Below are 21,420 nucleotides of genomic sequence, written 5' to 3'. Positions count from 1 at the left end.
AAAGATTTAAATTTCAAAATACCTACTAATTATACTGCCATAAAAGGATCCTATCTTTATTAGGCGCCCCCACCTCAAAATTATCACTTATACTTGCTAAGCCATTATAAAACACATATTTTACATACAACTAGAAGCTTTCTAAGCTTACTAAATTATATTTAGTAAAACACTAAATATAATTTAAATCTATTTTATTGCTTTCTTTTAATCTAAAAAATAGCACATAAGAATTAATTCTACAGATATTAATAATTATGTTAATTAAAAGGCAATATGGATTTAACACCCAAATTATCTAAGGATTATCAAAAAGTATCAAATGAAAGCAAAATTTTAAAAAAAAGAAAAAACAATAAAAGCCATAACCATTAATAAAAACATAAAATATTGGTATAATTTAATTGTTAAAAAATAACTAACAAAAAAGGAATACAATGCAACACAATAGACCGACTATTATGACAATGGCAAGCTTAAAAGGTGGAGTTGGTAAAAGTACATTAGCAATACTATTTGCCTACATACTTAAAAATTTGGATAAAAAAGTATTATTAATTGATATAGATCCACAAAATTCTTTAACCTCCTATTTTGAAAAACATCTTAATGACATCAAAAAATACAATATATATAGAATACTAAAGGAAGAAACATATTTCGAACAGTGTATTAATAAAATTAATGATCATATTTCTTTTATACCATCTCATCCTGTTTTGGACGATTTTAATTGGGAATATATTGAAAATAAAGAAGATTGCTTAAAAAATCATCTAAGTCAAAATATACTAAATTATAACTTTGATTACATTTTGATTGACACGCCGCCTAGTAAAGATTTTCTTTTTAGAAACGCTTTGAGTGCTACAGATTATGTAATAATTCCAGTTCAAGTTGAAAAATGGGCAATAGAAAGCTTAAATATTTTAATGGAAATTATTAGTAAATTTCAAAATATTAAAAATAAAAATTATTATATCTCTATAGTAGAAAATCTGTTCATAAAAAATAGAAACACATTAAAAGAAATAGAAAGTGCATTATATAAAAAATATGAAAACTATATTAGGGGTAAAATCCATAATTATAATGGTATAAAAATCTTTATACATGAGGTTTTAGAACCTTCTAAAAATGAAATATACTATAAAGAGGCCGAAAATGCTTTAAAAAATATTCTTATTCTGTAGTATCAAATTGTGCACTTAGTGCACTAATAAATCAACAAAAATTCAAAAAAAGGAACTATATGAGCATAAAAGGGAAAAAAGAACATAAAAAAGAAGTAATAATAAGCGACAGGGGAATTTCATTTTCTCTAGAAAGAAATGATATAGATAAAGACTTAGCAAACTATAATGATTTAAAAAATCAATTAAAATTTAATTTAAAAAATGAGGTTAATAATATAATTAAAAGAATGGAAATTTTATATGAAATTAAAACAAGAGAACTTTATAGGTACGATGGATTTACTAGTTTTGATCAGTTTATACGGCATTTTGTAATTGCCAAAACTCAAGCTTATAGATATTTAAAAGTTTATCAAAAAGTTCTTGATGGCGTTGTTACTATTGACAGGATTAAAGAAATCGGATTTACTAATGTATTTAAACAGATTAAAAAACAAACCAAAGCACATGATTTAAATGACACAAATAATAAATTAGGAAATTCCAATAATAATTTTGAAATTCCTATTAGAATACTAATTAATGATATAGATTTGTATAAATTTTGCAAAGAAAGTAATAAAAGAATAAGCTTTATATTAGAAAGTCTTTACAAGGAAAATAGAATATATTTTTTAGAGCTTGCATCAAAGTATGAATCTTATAGAAAAGAACAAAAATATAAAAAAAGAAAATAAAATTACAAAATTATTAAATATTGAATGCCATTTTATTAAAAAAATAAAGAATTATTTACATATAATTTTGTAGAAATTTAGATGAAGATAAATTTGTAAATAAATTTATTTTAATTTTGAATATACTTATATATATTTGATATAATGATGTGAATTATTGGAGATAATAAAAAAAAGAAAAAGATATATAAATAAAAATGTAAAATTATAGTATTTTAATTTTCTTTTGCCATTCAAATAGGTTTATAAAGTTGATTTTAAAATTTCAATTTATGCATCTTTTTTAGTTGCACAACAAACAAGTGAACCATTATTACTAAATCAAAGATTATTGGAATAGATTCTTGTATATTACCAATATTACAATTTAATAAAAACATAATTATTATTATTGTTATAATTTTTTAATTTTATATTTTACTTTTATTGATAATCTTCCTGTATTTTGAGCTTAATGCATTTATATAAATAAATGCATTTTAAATTGATAAACTAACAAATGCTTTTCCAAATAGTATAAAAGTCTCATTGTATTGCCATATAAAACAAAATTTAATAAACAGCGTTTTGGTCCTAATCAAAAATCTACTATTTAAAAAATCTAACTTAAATCAAAGATTATATTTTAGTAAAAAATTTTCTATATCTATTTTATATTCTCTACCTTCATTAGAAATTAAAGTAATCTTCAATCGTTTTATTTTTTTTATTTTCTTAAAGAATCCTTTAGAAAGGAGAACACGTAAATTATTTTTTACTACAAAAGGAAATTTTAAATGAAAAAATTTTTTATCTATATTCGGATCTCCAATATTAAAATCCTTTATTAGCTGCCATTTTTCACTTGGCAAATCATTTTCATACCTTGAAACTCTAGCATCTTCAAATCCTTCAAAAATTACATTTTTAAAACCTAAAATTTTATTGTCGTACACTTTAAAATCAAATTTATAACCAGGATTCATGGCCCTATAGGCATCTATCAAATAACCTGTTATATTCTCATTTTTTTCATAATTCATATTATAGGGCGCCATAAGCTCTGATTTTATAAAAACTAACTCTTTTAAATTGTCATCCTCTAAAAGATGCGTAAAAGTCTCTTCAATAAAAACCCTATTGCCTGACTTTTCAACAATTTTATTATAAATAACTTTGTTTTCTTTTTGCTTATAAAAAAAGAAAGCTAAAAAAATACAAATTAATAATGCCCCATAGAATAATATTTTCCCCATTAAAAGTCTATCCCTATTTATAATAAATCATATCAAATGCACTATAAAAATGCACACTATTTTCCCTACTTACCTTGAAAGAATATTTTTTTTTCTCATTATTTATCTCATCAAAACATTCAACGTATATATCAATTCCATTTATTTCTGACAACTTTCTTATTTTATTTACTTTTTCACTCTCAGAAAATAAAGTAATATAAAAATCAAAATGATTAACCCCGTCAATAAAATAAGTATTAATTGGGGATTCTGCTATAGAAATCCCATTAATATATATCTTTTTAAGCGTAAGCTCTATGTTATTTATAATTTGAATATTATAACTCAAATCTATATATCCTCTACTAGAATAGCTTAAAATAAAGGATCCAAATTTGGTTTTTGATTTAAGTAATAAAATATAATCAAATCTATTGCTGCAATTTGTAATAAAAATTTCTTCAGATGCTTCACTAGGAAAAATCAATACATTAGAAATTAATAATAATAATAATAATGTTAATTTCATATCTTTTATCATTATACTCTTCTTAATATAAGAAATAAACAGATAAAAATTTAAATATATTCTTTCAATAAAGAAATTTACAAAGCAAATACCAATACAATTACATTAAAAACTATAAATTACTAAAGCCCAACAACAACCAATTAAAATACTTAATTAAACAATGAATTTTTATATACTTATTTTAAGCAAAATGCTTTTAGCAATTAAAAAATACAATAAAAGCTTTATCCAGCCATTAAGATTTCAGCTTAAAGTAAAAAGTATATATATTGAAAATTAAAAGCAAAATTAACTGGTTTTTGTTATAAAAATTATTTAAAGATAAAAAAATGCTTAACGATATTATAAAAAGTATAAGAAATGTTAAAAAATAATGAGTTATTGTAAGGCAAATTTTATAAAAATAATTTATAAATAGAAATAAATTACGCATATTATTTAAGAATAATATATTGATTTTAATATTATATATAACGTATAATATTGATAAGTGGTGCTATTAACTATAAGCATCCTTAACTTTGGTCGATGTCTAATTTATAGGGCTTAAGATAAGTATTCTTAATTTAAGAGTATTTATGGTTAGGCCCTATGTGATTTTATGTTGACAATAATAAAATTATAAAGAAATCGCTATCAAAAAGACTCCTAAAATAGGTTTTTGATATATAAAAATATAAAAGCTTTAAAAAACATTTAAATAAATCAATACTAAAACTAGAGATTTAATTAATAATATTAATCTAGATGAATATTTGTTTAAAATATAGACATCTTACAATTACTTTTGTCTCAAATTATTGGTTTTAATAAATAATTTAAATGGATTTAAAAGAATAATTAATTTACAATACAATTGTAATTACAAAAACCTTTACCTAACAATCTTAAACTATTTTAAAAATAAAATCATTACAATGAGATTAATCCCAATATTAACTCTTTTTGAATACAAATTTTTAGAGGGATACAATCTGCAATATTGATTTATTGTGAGCTATGTTAATTAAATCAAATTTTATACATTAGAGTTAAAGCCCTATCAAAAAAATAATTAAAATACCACATAATCTAAAGACAGTCGAATTGATTTGGCTATTTTTATACTATTTTTGTCAACTTTAAAGAAGTTTTCTCAAAATTTTTTATTTCTAATTCTTTCTTTATCCTTTTTTAAAAAGGATAAAGCATTTTGTACGCCTTTTTAATTGCATCTTTCCCTTAAATTAGCTTGTCTTCTATTACATTTTCCATTCTTAAATATATGTTTTATCCTAAAAGTGAAAAAGTTTGAATTTTTTAATATTATATTACTTCATAAATGTTTTACTTTATAAATTTTGATCGACGTTTTTATGAGGGATTTTATAATAACTATTAGTTAATTTTTATAAATTAGCCTTAATTAAAAGAAGTTTATATTTTTAAATAGAAGTTTTAAAAGATACTGGCATTTTTGCTTTTTACTAAAAGTATTCTTAATTTAGTCGGTAGAAATTATTTTAGTATTTTTTCTATCCATTTATTTACAATTCCCCCATTTGGTAGTTCCTTACAATAAAATTTATATACTTCTTTTTCCAACCTGTTTAACATATCAATAAACACTTGAAAATATTTTTTATTGATTTTTTCTTTTTTGATTAACCTAGCAAGACTTCTTAAGTAACAAAACACACTACCTTTTTTAAACTTGAATTCTATATAATAGACCTTAGAAAAGGTATATGACTTTACAATACCATTAATTTTATACTTTGTAATAATGTTTTTTATAGGTTTTCTGTAACCATAGAAAATTCCTATAAATTTATCATTTTCTCTTGTAGAGAATAAATTGAGTCCTTCCAGCTTTTCTTGGTTAAATAATTCTCTAAAAAGAATTAAAAATTTGTTTTTTTTGTATCTATTTATTTCAAATTTATATAAATCCATTAACATTTTAGTGTGGTATATTGTTCTTTCATTAAGAATTTCTTTTTTAACAAAAATTTCTGACTTTCTGCTTTTTCCCATTATTTCTTTTTTTTTATTTTTAAGTTTTTCTAATACATTTTTCATTTTAAACTCTTAATTTAAATAGTTATCTTTATAATTATTTTGTGATTCTATTAAATCGATAATTTCATTATAATATTGATTATTAAATATTTTTTTGTATTCTAATTTTTTTTGTCTGTTTAAATATTTTTTAATTTCAGAATTCAAATTAATTTTTTTTATTTTACAATTTAATTGATCTAAAAGTATGTTATATATATTGTTTTTTATATTATCATCATATTCTTGAACGTCAAATTTTTTAATATTATTCTTTATTTTTTTTATAATTTCATTAAAGTCTTTATATTTATTGTTTTCTAATATAAAATGGGGTTTATTTTTATATTTCTGATATATGTTTTGTATATATGTTTTTAATGTTTCTTTATCGTAACCCTCATTTATTAAATTTTTTTGCTCTTTCTTTAGTATTAAAATTAAATTTTTCCTTTTATTTTGTAAATTTTCTTTTAAAAAAAATCCATTTTCCCTTTTAAAGTGGTATCTTTCTCTACTTAAAGCTTTGAAAAGATTTATAGTTGTTTCTTTTTTTAAATCAAGATTAATAATAAAAGAGGAAATTTTGCTACTAAAATTGCATTTTTTTGCATACTTTTCTAGTTTTAATTTATTAATTTGTTTTTTCTTTTGATTTTCTTTATCTTCTTCTTTATTATATTTATTATTAAAACACTCCCCGTTTTTTACACTGCCCTTTTTATTATAATTTATTTTAATGTATGAATTAACGCGCTTTTGAAATCTTTCTGTTTTTTTATTTCTGAAGTGTTGGTTTAGCAAGTTGTAACAGTCTTTTTTGGAGCTTCTAAGGGAGTAGTAGATTTCAGTGCCCATATTAACACCTAGGTGCCTATAATAATTAATAGTAATGTTAAGTTTTTCTAATTTATAGACGTAATTTCTAAGTGTTTTAATTGAAACTTCTTTTTGTCCATTACGTTTTAAGTTGCTATTAAAACAATAAAGAATATCAGATTGGTTGTATTTTTTTTTGTTTTTATTAATATACTCAAGTGTTGCTATTAAAGCAATAAGCTTGTGTTGATATTTACTTTTTATTTGTAGTGATTTATTAACTTTCATTTGGGCCTCCATAACTTCGGCTGTTTTTATGCTTTATTACATAGTAAAGCAATTTTTCAGATAAGTAAAGTTTATCACTAAAAAATGAAAAGTAAATATTTTTTTATATTGAAAAACGTTATGAGAAGATCTTTTTATTATAATTGAATTTTTGATATTTAAACATCTTAAATAAAATTCATTGATTATTAGGGAATTATATTGAAATTGCCGGTTTTAGCATTTTGGGAAGATTTTTTTGTAATGCTTAATGAATTTAAGTTCTTCATTATTTTTTATATTATGTTTAAATAATTAGTCATTTAAGGGGTATTGTAGTATATTTATCTTTAATAAGATTGGTAATTTCATTTTTGGACTTTAGAATAAGGTGGAGATCGGGTTTTTAATATTTAATTAAGTATAAATATTATCACAATAAAGGATGTGAATGCTAATAGGATTTTTAAATATTGAATAATATCCTAATGCTTATCAAAAATATTTTGGCAAAATGTTTAGCTATATAAAATTTTTATGTTTAATAAAATGTTAACTAATAAAAAAATATTATTAAAACAGTAAGAAAAGTCTTAGCATTTTTATAGGGAAATATAAAAACTAATTTCTAGTGTTAAAGTAATTTGGCAATCTAGTTATTTGTAATGTTTAGGTTGATTTAAGCTTTGCGTATAATAATTTTTAGAAAGCTAAATAAAGGCAATCGGATTACGGAGTTTCCCTAAGTATCAAAATAAGAAAAATAAACAGAGTCATAGGAATGAATAATTAAAAGGGTTTTAAAAAATAGAAAATAATTATATTAAACTGTCTAGAATTGATCTTAATATGAGATGTGGTACTTTTAATAAGTAGTGAGAGCGGGAAAATCAACCATCCGCAGTTTTTACTAAAAAGTGAAAATACTTTTAAGAAATTTTTTGATTAAAATTTTTTTTATAAAGTTTAGCAGCTTTTAGCCTATAACTTTATAAGCAGTACCTTTTAATTTTTTTATATCTCCTTTATATGAATTATCTTATGCTTTTGTATTTCTTTACAGAAGTATGTAGTGGGAATTTATTAGGCAAATTTTTTTAATAAAGCTTATTTTGGCTGTTGAAGATGTCTTTTGAAAAGCAAGTTGATATATTAAGCTTTTTAAGCTCTTGAATTATTAATTCAGGAGTGGGTGTTATGCTTTTTGTAGCGTCTATTATTAGAAATACTTGAAATTTTAAGTTAATTGCATCAAGTATTGTTTCTTTTACACAAAAATCTAATGCTAATCCCGCTATAAATAATGTATTTATAGAATTGTTTTTTAGGTAAAGATAGAGTCCTGTTTGTTTTGTTTTGATGTAATTATCATAGAATCCACTATAACTATCGCAATAGCGATTTGTGCCTTTAAAAAAAACTTTTTTTATTCTTTTTGTATTTAGGCTGTTAGGAAATTCTGATCCCCAGGTATTTTTTACACAGTGCTCAGGCCAAATACCGGTGTTTTTATTGCTTGAAAAGCTTATATGATTTTTACAATGCCAATCTTTGGTAGCGATAATGTTTTTGAAATAATTTTGAAGTTGGTTGACCAAGGGAATTATTTCGTTGCTATTAGCTACTGGCAAAGCGCCCGATTCTAAAAAATCATTTTGTATATCTATTAAAATAAGTGCGCTATTTTCTGATATTTTTAAGATAAAATCCTCCTTGAAAAGATATTTAATCTCAGAATATAGTTCTACTATATTAGTTAATATCTCTTGATATAACCTTTCAATAATTGTGGGGTTTTTAAATCAGTAATTAATTTTACCCTAAAATTATCTAAATTAAAGCATAAAACCCATTTTCATTTCTTTTTTTTTGATTAATTCTTGATATTAAGATTTGCATTACAATTAGTCAGAATAAAAAATAAATATTCCAGTAAATATGTTTTATTTAATAAATACTTGCTGGAAATTACTATTTATAAATCTTTGATATAGTATTTAACGGAATAGCTATGCGATATTTATTGTTTAATTAAGTATTAAATTAGTTGCTTATGGATTGCTAGTTTTTAGCATAAGTTTATTAATATTTATTTTGTAGGTATTTTTTGTTGGTAAAATTTTCGACTGCGATATTAAAATGTGGTGTGTATAAAATTGAATGTTAGTTTTTAGGGATAGTCATATTTTTTAATAAATAATAAATCATTTAAATATTTAAATGATTTATTATTAAAACAATAGCAATTTAAATTTTTCCTATTTATTCTTTGACTTGATTAGTGGTATAATAGCAAAAGGCGTGAAAGTGGTAATATTGTTAATTTTTTTATTAATTCCCAATGGGTTTATTTTTTCCAATGAAGTATTTGAAGAGGTTATTCTTAGTAATGAAAGCAATAGATCTGAACTAGGGATATCTCTTAATTCAAAAACCAAATTTGGGGCCTTTATTTTAAGGCATTATTATTCAGGGCAAATAGAATTAAATACTGATACAAATTTTGAAGTCCAAATTATAAATAACTCGGAGCTTGTGCTTAAAAAGGTGCATATTAATGGAGTTTCTGTGCTGGCATCTCCAATTTATACTCATTTTGTTAATGGGGTTAATAATTTCAAATTTTGGATGAGTATATTTAATGAAGATGATGAAAGGGTAAATAAGCTAAAAAAGTTGGTAAATGTAAATGGAATTGATGTATACGTTGAATGTTTTGATGAGATAAATAATGAGAAAAAAAAATATTCTTTCAAGGTAAGTAGGGAAAATGTTATGCGTTATTGTAATGCATTTGATACGATTTTCATAAATTTTATTGATAGGATAGAGTATTAATGAGTAAAAATATATTGAGCAAAATGGTATTTTTCGGGCTATTATTAATTTGTATTTTTTTGGCTTCCTTATTTTATCAACAAAAAGAAAATAATGTTATTTATAATAAAATTGTTGAAAAGTCACTAGATAATGTCTTTATTAATGAGACTTATACATATCTTTTAAAAGATGACAATTTAAAAGAGTTGGTTTTTATAAAATCAGAGTTTATGATGCCCTATGTAGAAAATATAAAAAATAAGAATATGACGGGCTATCTGGTAGATGCCTATAGGGCTATGAATCCTGGGTATAAATTTGATTTTAAAGTGCATGACAATAAAATTTTAGGTTTTAAAAATGTAATTTTTGAAGGGTTTGAAGATGCTCGAGTTTCAAGGCATGAAAATGATTTGCCAAGTGAAAAATGGCAGCTAATAAAGGATTTTAATATTGGAGATCCAAATATAGATAAAAAATTTTTTCATTTAAAATTTCCTTTTGTAGTAAAAAATAATTTACGTGTTACCCTTTCTAAAGGATTTTTTAAGAAAATAAAAAAAATAAAACGATTAAAGATTACTTTAATTTCTAATGAAGATAGAGAATATAAAATAGATATAGAAAATTTTTTACTAAAATATAATCTTTAATTTAATCTAAATTTTTTAAATAGTAGATTTTTGATTAGGACTGAAACGTTTTTTATTAAATTTTATTTGTATAAATACTTTAAATGCGGAATATAGGAAGATTGTTAATAAATAGAGAATATAAAATAAAAAAATAGTAACAATAATTGCAATTATATTATGGCTAAATTGTATGTAATATGGTAATTCTAAAAGATTGGAAACATTTAAATAGTATTTAAGAAGAATACCTTTTGAAACCAGGGCAAGTGTAATTTGAGTTAGATAAATATAATTTAAAAGAAAAAATTTTAAAAAAATATTTTATATTTGAATATTAGAAAATAATTTTTGTTAAACATAATTAATGTAAGATGGATAATTTATAGGTGCAAGTTGAAGTTTAAAATGTATAACAAAATAAATAATAGGACTTTTATTAATAAATTGGATATTTTTTATAAATTATTCACACTATCGTTAATCTGATAAAGCTAATATGGATTTACAATATAAAAGTTTCTAATTATTATAAACTAAAACTTTTATTAAAAAAAGTTTATGCATAGTATATCATAAGGCAAAGTTTTTTGTTTTTAAAATCCGAATATCGGGTGCTTTTACAAGTGAATTCATTTATTTTTATTAATTAATTCTCTAAATTTAGGCATTTTTTCTTTAATTTCTTTTTTTATTTCTATTTTATATTTTTCGTTTTTTTTAAATAAGACTAAACTAAGTGTTAAATATTTTAAAAAATCTTCTGGAATCATCATTATATTCCCTACTCTAATATAACATTCAAAAACCTCTAGTTTATATCTTAAATGGCTTTTTGTGATTTTATAATCAAATTTGTTTTTAAGAATTTCTTGCGCTTCAGAAACTTTATAAAATAAATATCCTTCTATCATTCTCATAAAATAAATATAGATTAATTCATTAATAAAAAAACTTCAAAATAGGACATATATATTTATATGGTGTATATTATAAGGTATAAATTTTATATTTTTAATGGCTTCTCCAGTTCTCTCCATTTTTGGAGAAGTTTATTTTTTATTTTTTTTATTTTTTTGATTCGGCGCCCACGACTTTTTAGGGGTGTTGAATCCTTTAAAAAAGGCTTTAAAGGGTTTATTAGAAAAAATTAATAATAGTTATTTGTCATTTAGTAATTTTTGTATAAACCACCCCTTTGCTTTGTTATTAATTATAAGAATATTAAGAATACTAGTAAAATATAAGATTTAGCAGTTAAAAGTGTGAAAAAATTAAACTCGTTAATAGCTTGCTTAAATTTGTTACAAGATAAGCTGATGTTACCAGTAACAAAAGTATCAGCATAAGACAGACAAGCTGTTTCAATAGTTTCTTTAATAACAGGAATAAATCCCTAGCTATTTTTAAATGGTCTACGCTTTTTTCTTTTTCTCTTCAGTAATCTTTTAGTCCCTGTACAATCTTTTATTACCTTTCTATTTTATTTTCAAGTTTTACTAGTTTGCTCTATAGCTTTTATATACTTCTTTATTGCGTTTTCTAAAGTGTTGTCCTTATAACTAGAAACAAGCAGGCGGCCTTTAGCATTTTACTAAGCTTAGAATACTCTTCTTCTAAGTTTATTTTTTCTAGTTCATCAAGAGCTTTTTATGCTTTTTAGAAAGGCTATGTACTAAAACATCCAATATCTATAATCACCACAACCGCAGTAGGTATCAATGATGCCATGAGATCTTGTATATTTGCTATAAATAGAATCTAGATTATATTGATATGTTTTGGTTTTGCTAAAAAAATCTATAAACTTTTTATTGTCTTATTAAGTTAATTTATCTTTAGTTTCTTGTTTTTTTCTTTACTAGTGGCGGTGAAGGGGGGCATTCAGCAAGTATTTCAGGGGGACTTTTGTTCTTTTTAGTTTTGCCTGTAGTACTTCTTTTCATCATTAATATTCCCTTCTGTTATTAATTATTCATTATTCAAATATTATTTTTATTATAAAGCAAATACAGAGTAGAGATAATAATTTTAAATTTATTTGCCGCACTTTTAAAAATCGTAGAATTTATTTGGTATATAAAGAGTAATATGGTAGTATTTATCTTTTATGTGAGTTGCTAGATTTTTTAGATTGGTTTTAAGGTTGTTGGAATCTTTGCTATAAGCTGCAATGGTTGCGTTTAAGGTTTTTGCGAAATTTTATTTTCTCTTTAAACTACGTTCCATATCTTGTGCAGCTCTTTGGGTTTTTTGCTTAAATCTTCTATTTTTATTGAATGGTATTTTTTCTATATAAAGTTAAATATCCCTAGATGTTTCAAGAAACGTATAAGCTATTCTTAGGTTTTGATAATTGTTATCAAGTTTTTCAAGAATTTCTTTTAATAGCAATATTTTTTCTTTTTCGTAATTTAAGGATGGGTAAATTATTCTTTTTAATATCATTTTTACAATGTGCATAAAAATTTCACCTCTTTGAAGTTTAAAAGTTTCTAGAAAATTATATTCTGCATCAATATTAGCTATTTGTATATCTTCTTGTTTTTTTAAATCTTTCAGATCTTTATCAATTTTTGCTAATTTTGGGGGTAAGATTTTTTATTGAGGGTTTTGATTTGAATATTTTGGATTTTGAGATTCATTTTTAAGATTTTGATTATTTTCTGCTAGATTTTTTGAATTGGTACGGCTTTTTGTTTTTTTAGCTTTCTAGGATTGGTATGGCTCTTTAGCTTGTTTGGATTAACCTCGTCAAGAGGTGCACATTATATACAAATTGATGTTAATATTGATGCAATAATGTTAAGCTTGATGATATTTAATTTATTTTTTTCAAAATGTTCTCCTTTTATAATAAATTTAGTATTTATTAATTTTAATATAAAAAAATAATACAACAATTTGATATTGTTTTCAACTAATAATAAAACTTATTTGATATTAAAAATTTAATTTCTACTTCGTGGTTTTGGTTTGGGCTTGGTTAGCTTATATGAATAAAAAAAAGAGAAGAATTAACTTCTCTTTTTAAAAATATTAAGCGCAGAATATTAATTTTTTTATTTGGATTAATCGGGGTTTTTAGTAGATAAAGAGTTTTGTAGTATTTAACCTGTGTATATTGTTGCCAATTTTTTCATTGGTTTAAAGTATTATTTTTTTGTCTAGAGTGCTTGTTAACAATAGTTAGTTGTTTAGCCTCCCTATAAGTAATATCAACTTAGCTATACAAAGATCCATACTGTTTAATTTAATTTTTTTTTTAAAATACTATGAATTTGTAAGAAAAGCTAAATAAGATATTTATGCTGGATTTTATAACTTAAATTGGAACTTTTATTGAAGTTATTATGATTTTTCTAAAAGAAATAACAAAATTATTAACAAACATATACTGATATTTTGATATCATTGTAGAAGAAATAGTTTTAGTAAAAAGTTAATTAGCACAATTATGTAATTGTTATTTAAAGGTATGCAAAAAGGAATGTTTGGAAAAGGTATTAATGATTTAGTATGGTATTAGTTTGTAAGGCAATTATCATAAATCAGAATGGTATGGATCCTCTTTGTATAAATTAGATAGATACTTTTTATTAAGCGGGTTCAAAGACAAACATTATCAAATCCCAACCCAAAAAACACAAACATGATAAACGAGTCTTGTTTTTAGGGTATTGGGCTGACATTCCTAATATCTCCCTTTTAGGTGATGTAACAAAAATTATAAAAAAGAATGCTTCCAGCGCAGTCTGCCTTAGTTTTTATTTCCTTGAAATAATAAGCTTTAAGATTTTGAGCTGCATTTATATCTCTATCATGCAAAATATTACAACTACCGAAAATGTCCACCTAGTATCACTTAATTTAGAGTTGTATTTTTAATACCACAATTGTTGCATAGCCCGCACTTAAAATAATATTATACTTGAATCTTAATTATAATTTTGATTTGAAAAATAATTTAAATAAATTTCAAATTACTGTGTGATAAGTAGTAATCATTACTAATGATACAAAAACTAAGTAACTTTTATCTAAAGTAACGCGTGGGCGGGATGTTTGGTTTATAATGAATAAAAAATAAAACATCCCACTTCTATTCCAATCACGAATCGATTTAACTTCTTATATAATAAGAGAAGAGATGAGGTATTTTTAATATATACTAAAAGATAATAATATATATAATTTTTAATTAGTATAGATACTTTGCCCTTCTTTAAAGAAGAACCTAAATAACTTAAAATTTAACCAAAAAATCCAAAACTTTAACTTTTTTTTTTAGAATTCGTATAAATAATTAGTGATTGATGCTAGAAGAATTGATAAGATGTTCACTAATTAGAATAAATTCATTTGGATTTATTCTATAAAAATTTTTATGTTTAGCAGATCTCCCTTTAAAGGGGGTTGCACAAAAACATATAAACATTATGTAATTTCTTAGAATTAATACAAACAAAATTAATTATATGGTAAAAAATATATTTGGTTTTATAAATAATAGTAGGATGCATTAACTAAAAAGGGGCTTTTTGAATTAGCGTTGTATTTGATTTCATGTAACGCTTCTTTAGACTTTACACTCAAAAAGTTAGTAATTTTCAGTTGTTTTTAATCTCCATTTTCAGTTTTTTTTATTAAAAACTTTATTATAATCAAAATATATTTATGCTCAATAATTTGATTATATAAATCATTTAAGCATCCAAGACTTAATCAAAACAATCTTCTAAACTATCAAATAAATAACTTTAACAACCTTACATCCATATCTAAAAATGGACAAAAATACCAATGAACTGCAAAAAAAATTATCTCTAAAATTCTATTCCTAATGAGCTCAAAACTCAATTGGGAATAAAATAAATTCTAGAATAAATACAATAATAAGAAATTAATTTTATATTTCTTTGGTTGTTCTTTTATAAACAAGATTCCAACAAGATATAAATATAAAAGATATTAAAGATGGGAATATATTATCTATATAAATAAAATTTAAAGCCAAATAAAAAAATACAAGCATATATAATATGCCATTTAAAATAAAAATTCTACTATTTAGACATAAAAAAGAATATATTAATGCCCCTATAAACATAACCATATAATTACAATAAATATATTGCTTTTAAAAGGGTAAAAAAATTCCTAAACTAAAAATAATTTCAAATAAAAAAACTATACATATAATGTCACAATATAATGAATTTACAAATTCAACTACACCATTTCTCATTAATTTGAATATATTAAAAAATAATATCCAAGTATATTTATAGTTGATAAATATACTAAAAAACTTAAACCCACATCTAATAAATTCAAATTTAAAACCCAATTATTTTTAATTTCATTAAAGTTTTATAATAAAACATATAAAATATGCAAAAGAAGAGCATTATTGGAAGCAGCAAGTTGTAGGGTTGTTGGGGGGCGAAATAGAATTTGCAGCCTCAAATAAGGCTCTTTTTAAGGTATTAAACTGCTACTAGGAGAAAAAACACGAACAATCTTAATATCAAAAAAGTGCAAAACAGGGTAAAAGCTTCTCCTTAGTATTTAAAAAGTTTTAAAATCAATAGTGATTGATTGTATTTTAAAGAATAAAACAATCCTTTATTTAAGGAATTTTAGACCCTTAACAACATTGATTTCATCAATCAAATTTCAATTATAAAAAATCAACATAATACTTGTATTGCGGCCTTTGATAAGTTTGTAGAGAGCTTCAAAACCGCGCTCAATCCAATAATTAAACTTTTAAAAAAATTGTGACCATGACAAGTAAAATTTCTTCTTACTTTAACAAAAGTTGTAGCGCTTTCCAAAAAAGTTGAAAAGTAATAAATTATATTTCTTTAGTATACTTCTAATATTTGCTATTGATATAAACTAGTGTTGGAATAAATATGTAGGGTTGTCAGTCGCAAAGTGGATACAAGATAGATAAAAACATGTTCTCCATTGCAACTAAGAAAGTTTATGCTAATTTTTAACGGCACCAAAGAGGTTTCTTTAATATGTTTTATGTGTTTCTTCTAAGTTTTTTAGGCCATTGGATTGAAAATTTGCATAATCAAGAAAGTTTGAAATAGATTTGAAATTTTTACTAGCAATCTAAGCACTTTTTACTCAAGGCTTTGTAAATGTTTTCAAAATTGGTCTTAGCTATAGAAAATTTTTCTAATTTTGACTTCAAATCCCCCAAGCTTTTTAAATTTTTGCTTAGCAACTTTTTAAGTGTTTCTGGTATTTTAGTAGTACCAGTAACAATGTTTTAAACAATATTAAACTAGGGCTTTCTTTATTTAATTTGAAACAAGCTACATACTTTTGCAACCTATTTCAAATTCAAATAATATTAAGTATTAGTACCAAACACCATTATTATCAATGACACTTTGCACTCTTTTAAGAGAATCTTTTATTGATAAGATTGAACTTATTATTGCTTTATATGCTTCGTATGAATTAGATTTTTCTTTGACCTTTGAAATTAAATTTTTTATTCCTGTTTCAATGCTATTTAATATCTTTCCTGCATATACTTCTCTTGCGTATACAAAATTTGTTGCGGCCTTTGCACTCACTTGAATATAAGCCAATAGGGCATTAAGATCTTTTTCAAGCTTTACTTTTGTAAACTTTTTAGCCTCTTCTTTAGCCTTGTCTTTAGTAAGGTAGTCAAGTCGTGTAGAATATATTTGGGCTTGCTTTATTGAAAGCAATGCATAATTATTATATATCTTAACAATTGTTTTAATTGCTGAATCTACATTATATTTAACGCCTTCTAGATAAGATTCATATCGATTGCTTAATATTTCTTCATCATATTCATCATTATACTCATAATCTTCTTCTAGATAAGAATACTTATATATTAAATTTATTATGTATGTATTTTACATAGCCAATAAACTTGCTAAAGTACTAATTTTAAGTTAAGATAATATTCTTATACTTTTTATTAAGGAGACTAATATGAAAAAAATATCAAGTGCAATTTTTACAATAACTTTTCTTGTTTTTATCAATTGTAAAAGCGATACTAGAAAAGCTATTAATCCAATCCAAACCCAAAAATTCATTTCCTTTGATAGACTGATTGATGGCTTTCTAAGCCTTAAACCAACCCCAAAAAAATCTGAGGTAAAAGATTATTTTAATAGCATGGCCAAAACATTAAATAAGGCCAAAGATAAATTTGCTAAATTTATTAGTGAAAAAGGTGGTAAGACAATAGAAGGAAAGAATACTGATACTGCTAAAGAAGATAGTAACACAGTAAACCCTGTTGATGATGAAATAAATAAAATTAACGATATGATAGATAAAATGATAGATGCTGCCAATACCATTGTTGAAACTGTAGCCGAAACTACCGCTGAAACTATGGGAGAAGTCGTAGAGGTTAAGAGTAGTGACAATGTATCAACCAAAGCTGATGCAAAAAGTGTTGTTGAAATTGCTAAAGGAATAAAGAAGATTGTTGGGGCTGCTGGTATTGCTGATAAATTAAAAGCTGAAGCTGATAACCCTACAAAGCCAATCATCGAAGAAAGTAACAACAAAGAAGCAGGCAAGATGTTCTCTGGAAAGCAGGGTCATCCAGGTGGTCGAGTTTTTTATAGTTATGATATTCCATCTGAGATTGGAGGAGGAGCTAATCCAGAAGATATTAATAAGGCCGCTGAGGCTATTAGTGCGGTTAGTGGGGAGCAGATATTAGGAGCTATTATTGCTGCTGCTGAGACTGTTGAAAGTAGTGGAGCGACAGAGGGAAAGAATGCCGATGAAGCTACAAATCCAATTGAAGCTGCCATTGGGGGAAATGACAATTCAGATGCTACTGCATTCAGGGATAATATGGAAAAAGATACTCAGATTGCTGCTGCTATTGTTTTGAGGGGAATGGCTAAGAACGGGAAATTTGCTGTGAAAATGGGCCGAGAACCAAGTGGTGATGGTAATACTATAAGAGCTCTTGTTAAAAATGCTGCTAATAAAACTGTTGATGCTTTATCTAAATTGGTACTAAAAGCTATTAATGAAAGCTTAACAAAAATAGCTAAGACTATTAAAGCTAGCTAAGAGGCGGCGAACGGGGCAGTCAACTCTAATTCTCCTAGTATTAAATTTTCAGAAAAGCATCTTATGAACAAGTAAATTTTTGTTTTGTAAGTAAATTGTAATTTGGGCTTATTATTGGATCAAGATTTGAGCGGTTTATTATTACCAACTTTTGTGTATAATTTAGGATTATCAACTATGTTTTTCATAATTAATTATTAATTATATTTATAGTGCTATATAAAATAGCACTATTTCTCCTTCTTTTAAATTATCAACACTTTATTAGATCTTTTCGCTTAAAACAGTGAAATGCTTTATATATAAAAATAAGCTACTTCTAGCTATGACAAAAAAGATTTAGAAAATGCAATAAAGGAATATAAGAGGGCTATAAATCAAGCTATTGAGACTAAAAAAGCAAAATAGAAAAAGTAAAAGATCATAAAGGGTCTATAGATGCTGATGAAAAGAAAAAAAGAAAATATAGCTCATTTTAAAAAGGTTAAAAATCTTCTTCCTGTTATTAATTTATATATTTCTTTATCAAATAGCTTATCTTCTATAGAATTTTAAGAAAGCTATTAAAGATTTTAGTGTTTGCTGCGCAGCAAATCAATATGCTAATAGCAAAGGGGCCCAGAGGCCATGCTGTTGATATTATTATAGTTGTTATTTGCCAGTATTCATAGTGAATAATATGAGAATGGATTTGAAAGAGCAAAGATTTTTGCTAGAAGGAAGACAGACAGACAAAGAGGCAAAAAGGATGATTGCTGTTATTAATAATCTATGCTTTGTTAATAAGAAAGTTGAGCCTTAAATAATAACATAGGACAAAGATAGTAAAAATATTTCACTTTCAACAATTAAGGAAACCTTAACTCTTACAAAGGAATTAACCTAAATATAGAACAAATCAAAAAACTATCTCCTATTCAAAAATCGGTTATTGAATTCAAAGATAATGAAGAATTTAATCTAGTTGACAAAATGTTTGGTCAATTCAGAGTGATTAATGGAAAATACATCAACTTCAAAAACGAGATAAATCTAATACCGTACAAAGAACTTTATAAAGAAAAAGCGCAAAAACTATATATTCATATACCAGAGTGCTAATATCTATCAATATGATTCAAAATGTTTTAAATTACTGAGGACAGATAAAGAAGATTTATAAAAAATATTGACTAGAGATAAGAATAAATAGAAGGAGATGAAAAATGAAAAAATAAACAAAAAATAACTTATTATTACATGTTGTGGGGAGGATTTATATTTTTAGTACTATTGAGCTACAAATAGATTCTAAGCTTGCCTAAACCCCTAGTCTTTCAAATAAAAATGACAACAAAAATTTAGTTCTCAACGGGGCAAAGCTTTTTAAATATACAACATCGCTAAGAACGTGGCTCTTATGCGTCAAAAAATACGTAAAAACCAATAAGTTAACCACAAATTTCCTCCATTTTAGAATTTTGATGCCTAGTATGTATGGATAAGAAGGTAGTATTGAAAATACTGGTATGCTAAAAGTCCGAATTGAATAATACAAAAGTTACATTGATAAAACTAAATCGATTGTTTTTGGACTATACAAAAATACAGTGGGGGGATAACTGGATCTTTGCCCTACATAAGTATTTTAAATATATTTTTTTTATATCATTTTTTTATTCTTGTTTTTTAGTGCCAAAGTCTTTGAAAAACATCGAAACTGAAATTTCGAGATTCGGGCCAATTAAAGAAAATAATAAAAAAGATATTAAAGAAAATAATAACAATATTTCTTATATTAATAAAGAATCTATATTAACCGAAATAAAAGAAGAAGAAGCTTATGGGGGTCTTTTTGCGGGTTATATTACATGGGCAAAATCTGATAATTTAAGAGCTATAAAAGACAAATATAATAATTCAATTAAAAATCTTAAAGAACTTAAGTATTCTTATATTTTTTCACCCATTCGATTTAAAACTTCATCATGGTTTATAGCTATAACTATACTTATTATATTAATAATAATAACTATAAAATATTGGGGAGTAAAGTGCCGATAGCTAAAATAATAGTATTTGAGTCAACTAAAAAGTTTGAAGAAAAATATGAAGTTAAAAGCCTAAAGTTAATTTCTGGAGGATCAAATATTGATTTTGAGAGATATAGAACTGGTGTTGCTACAATTTAGCTTAAAAGAAGTTTCAAAAGGGTCTGGATACATTAATTCATATAATTTTGGAGTTTTTAATGATGACTTAACAAATTCTTTTAAACTTCTTTATAAGAAGGGTGAATATAGCTATATGCTTGCATCCCTTACTATAAAAGATAGACAAACTAATAAAGATGAAGCCTATGAAATTGCATTAAATCCGAGGCTATTTACTGATACTATTAAGCTAATATTTGCTAAGTATCCAAATTTATCAAACGAGAAATTAAAACTTCCCATTGATGAATAATAAATAACCCGATGACATTTTTTATACCTACTACTTACAGCTACATCTTCTCCATTAACTTCATTAAATATATTATATTGATATAAATCATAAAACACTTAAGAGGTATAGCTATAAGGTCATTTTCTTCTGTAAACTCACATGCGAATTTCACAAATTTCTTAGAAACTTTTCTAAACTTAAGATATATTATAAATAATATTTGGGTAGAATAACTAAATAAAAATGAGTATTAATGATAAAGATCAATATGTGTATTTTACTACTAGTAACAATAATATTTAGCACGACCACTACGCCATAAGCGAACATTTGGCAATAATTTCCACACATAATCTAGAAGCAAGATTTAGTGCTGATTCTACCATCAAGCCTGGTAAATAAAGAATATTTCCCAACTAAAGCTAAGCTTTGATTTAGAAACGCTTCAAATGATCAAGGTTCTCGTTACATCTACTATTTTGACATCTATAGTGACGTTTTTTATACCACAATTATATTGTAATACATAATATTATACATTATAATGTATAATATATTTTATTCTATTAAATAATTCTATTAAATAATTCTATTAAATAATTCTATTAAATAATTCTATTAAATAATTCTATTAAATAATTCTATTAAATAATTCTATTAAATAATTCTATTAAATAATTCTATTAA

General features: G+C 24.2%; 17 protein-coding genes and 3 pseudogenes. 11 read left to right on the top strand and 9 right to left on the bottom strand.

Annotated features, from left to right (window positions below):
• The first annotated feature begins 437 nt into the window (after positions 1-437).
• Together DB318_RS04775 and DB318_RS04770 are read left to right on the top strand one after the other, a co-directional pair.
• Positions 438-1,193 (top strand): ParA family protein, encoded by a 756-nt coding sequence (locus DB318_RS04775; protein WP_151074378.1) that lies wholly within the window; start codon positions 438-440, stop codon positions 1,191-1,193.
• Positions 1,194-1,252: 59 nt separating this feature from the next.
• Complete coding sequence (locus tag DB318_RS04770) at positions 1,253-1,873, top strand: chromosome replication/partitioning protein (RefSeq protein ID WP_151060795.1); 621 nt, start codon at positions 1,253-1,255, stop codon at positions 1,871-1,873.
• 611 nt (positions 1,874-2,484) lie between these two features.
• Here DB318_RS04770 and bptA (DB318_RS04765) read toward each other — a convergent pair.
• From bptA (DB318_RS04765) to DB318_RS04745, 5 genes are all read right to left on the bottom strand, one after another.
• Entirely contained in the window at positions 2,485-3,108 is a 624-nt protein-coding gene (gene bptA, locus DB318_RS04765; protein ID WP_151060796.1) for a virulence-associated protein BptA, read from the bottom strand.
• A 13-nt stretch (positions 3,109-3,121) separates the two neighbouring features.
• Positions 3,122-3,631, bottom strand: coding sequence for a hypothetical protein (locus tag DB318_RS04760; RefSeq protein ID WP_234909379.1), 510 nt, complete (start codon positions 3,629-3,631; stop codon positions 3,122-3,124).
• Between the two features lie 1,488 nt (positions 3,632-5,119).
• On the bottom strand, positions 5,120-5,683 hold the full coding sequence (locus DB318_RS04755; RefSeq protein ID WP_151060797.1) for a DUF226 domain-containing protein: 564 nt from the start codon (positions 5,681-5,683) through the stop codon (positions 5,120-5,122).
• A gap of 9 nt (positions 5,684-5,692) precedes the next feature.
• The gene (locus tag DB318_RS04750) at positions 5,693-6,769 is read right to left on the bottom strand and encodes a plasmid maintenance protein (RefSeq protein ID WP_151074377.1); all 1,077 of its coding nucleotides are present in this window, start codon (positions 6,767-6,769) and stop codon (positions 5,693-5,695) included.
• Between the two features lie 1,076 nt (positions 6,770-7,845).
• The gene (locus DB318_RS04745) at positions 7,846-8,421 is read right to left on the bottom strand and encodes an isochorismatase family protein (protein ID WP_272872975.1); all 576 of its coding nucleotides are present in this window, start codon (positions 8,419-8,421) and stop codon (positions 7,846-7,848) included.
• 634 nt (positions 8,422-9,055) lie between these two features.
• Between DB318_RS04745 and DB318_RS04740 the strand changes: the two genes are divergently transcribed.
• Positions 9,056-9,586, top strand: a complete 531-nt coding sequence (locus tag DB318_RS04740; protein ID WP_234909478.1) for a hypothetical protein — start codon at positions 9,056-9,058, stop codon at positions 9,584-9,586.
• Positions 9,586-10,221: a virulence-associated protein BptA gene (gene bptA / locus DB318_RS04735; RefSeq protein WP_272872974.1), complete on the top strand. Its 636-nt coding sequence runs from the start codon at positions 9,586-9,588 to the stop codon at positions 10,219-10,221. Before DB318_RS04740 ends, bptA (DB318_RS04735) begins: the two co-directional genes overlap by 1 nt.
• 611 nt (positions 10,222-10,832) lie before the next feature.
• Here the strand turns inward: bptA (DB318_RS04735) and DB318_RS04730 are convergent.
• The 4 genes and pseudogenes from DB318_RS04730 to DB318_RS04720 all read right to left on the bottom strand — a co-directional run bounded on the left by DB318_RS04730 (position 10,833) and on the right by DB318_RS04720 (position 16,940).
• Positions 10,833-11,120, bottom strand: a complete 288-nt coding sequence (locus DB318_RS04730; protein ID WP_151060801.1) for a hypothetical protein — start codon at positions 11,118-11,120, stop codon at positions 10,833-10,835.
• 1,381 nt (positions 11,121-12,501) lie between these two features.
• Positions 12,502-12,729, bottom strand: a complete 228-nt coding sequence (locus DB318_RS06005; RefSeq protein ID WP_236840938.1) for a complement regulator-acquiring protein — start codon at positions 12,727-12,729, stop codon at positions 12,502-12,504.
• Between the two features lie 1,179 nt (positions 12,730-13,908).
• Positions 13,909-14,110: pseudogene (locus DB318_RS05995) on the bottom strand (zinc ribbon domain-containing protein); the annotation flags it as partial.
• A 2,470-nt stretch (positions 14,111-16,580) separates the two neighbouring features.
• A complete protein-coding gene (locus DB318_RS04720; protein WP_187646444.1) occupies positions 16,581-16,940 on the bottom strand; it encodes a hypothetical protein in 360 nt (119 codons plus the stop codon).
• A gap of 256 nt (positions 16,941-17,196) precedes the next feature.
• Between DB318_RS04720 and DB318_RS04715 the strand changes: the two genes are divergently transcribed.
• The 7 genes and pseudogenes from DB318_RS04715 to DB318_RS05990 form a co-directional block, all read left to right on the top strand.
• Positions 17,197-18,306, top strand: coding sequence for a variable large family protein (locus tag DB318_RS04715; protein ID WP_151074375.1), 1,110 nt, complete (start codon positions 17,197-17,199; stop codon positions 18,304-18,306).
• Between the two features lie 679 nt (positions 18,307-18,985).
• Positions 18,986-19,108, top strand: coding sequence for a hypothetical protein (locus tag DB318_RS06125; protein WP_272872973.1), 123 nt, complete (start codon positions 18,986-18,988; stop codon positions 19,106-19,108).
• Between the two features lie 517 nt (positions 19,109-19,625).
• Positions 19,626-19,790, top strand: a pseudogene (locus DB318_RS06245) (BBA14 family lipoprotein); the annotation flags it as partial.
• A gap of 199 nt (positions 19,791-19,989) precedes the next feature.
• Positions 19,990-20,349, top strand: coding sequence for a BB0158 famile outer surface lipoprotein (locus DB318_RS06185; protein WP_336510995.1), 360 nt, complete (start codon positions 19,990-19,992; stop codon positions 20,347-20,349).
• Positions 20,340-20,477 (top strand): BB0158 famile outer surface lipoprotein, encoded by a 138-nt coding sequence (locus DB318_RS06180; RefSeq protein ID WP_336510994.1) that lies wholly within the window; start codon positions 20,340-20,342, stop codon positions 20,475-20,477. Before DB318_RS06185 ends, DB318_RS06180 begins: the two co-directional genes overlap by 10 nt.
• Entirely contained in the window at positions 20,443-20,751 is a 309-nt protein-coding gene (locus DB318_RS06175; protein ID WP_336510993.1) for a BB0158 famile outer surface lipoprotein, read from the top strand. The genes DB318_RS06180 and DB318_RS06175 overlap by 35 nt, the downstream gene beginning before the upstream one ends.
• Positions 20,752-21,036: 285 nt before the next feature.
• Positions 21,037-21,241, top strand: a pseudogene (locus tag DB318_RS05990) (hypothetical protein); the annotation flags it as partial.
• Positions 21,242-21,420: the final 179 nt, after the last annotated feature.

This window comes from [Borrelia] turdi, assembly GCF_008828755.2.
Taxonomy (GTDB): Bacteria; Spirochaetota; Spirochaetia; order Borreliales; family Borreliaceae; genus Borreliella; species Borreliella turdi.
This window is presented reverse-complemented; position numbering and strand designations above follow the sequence as displayed.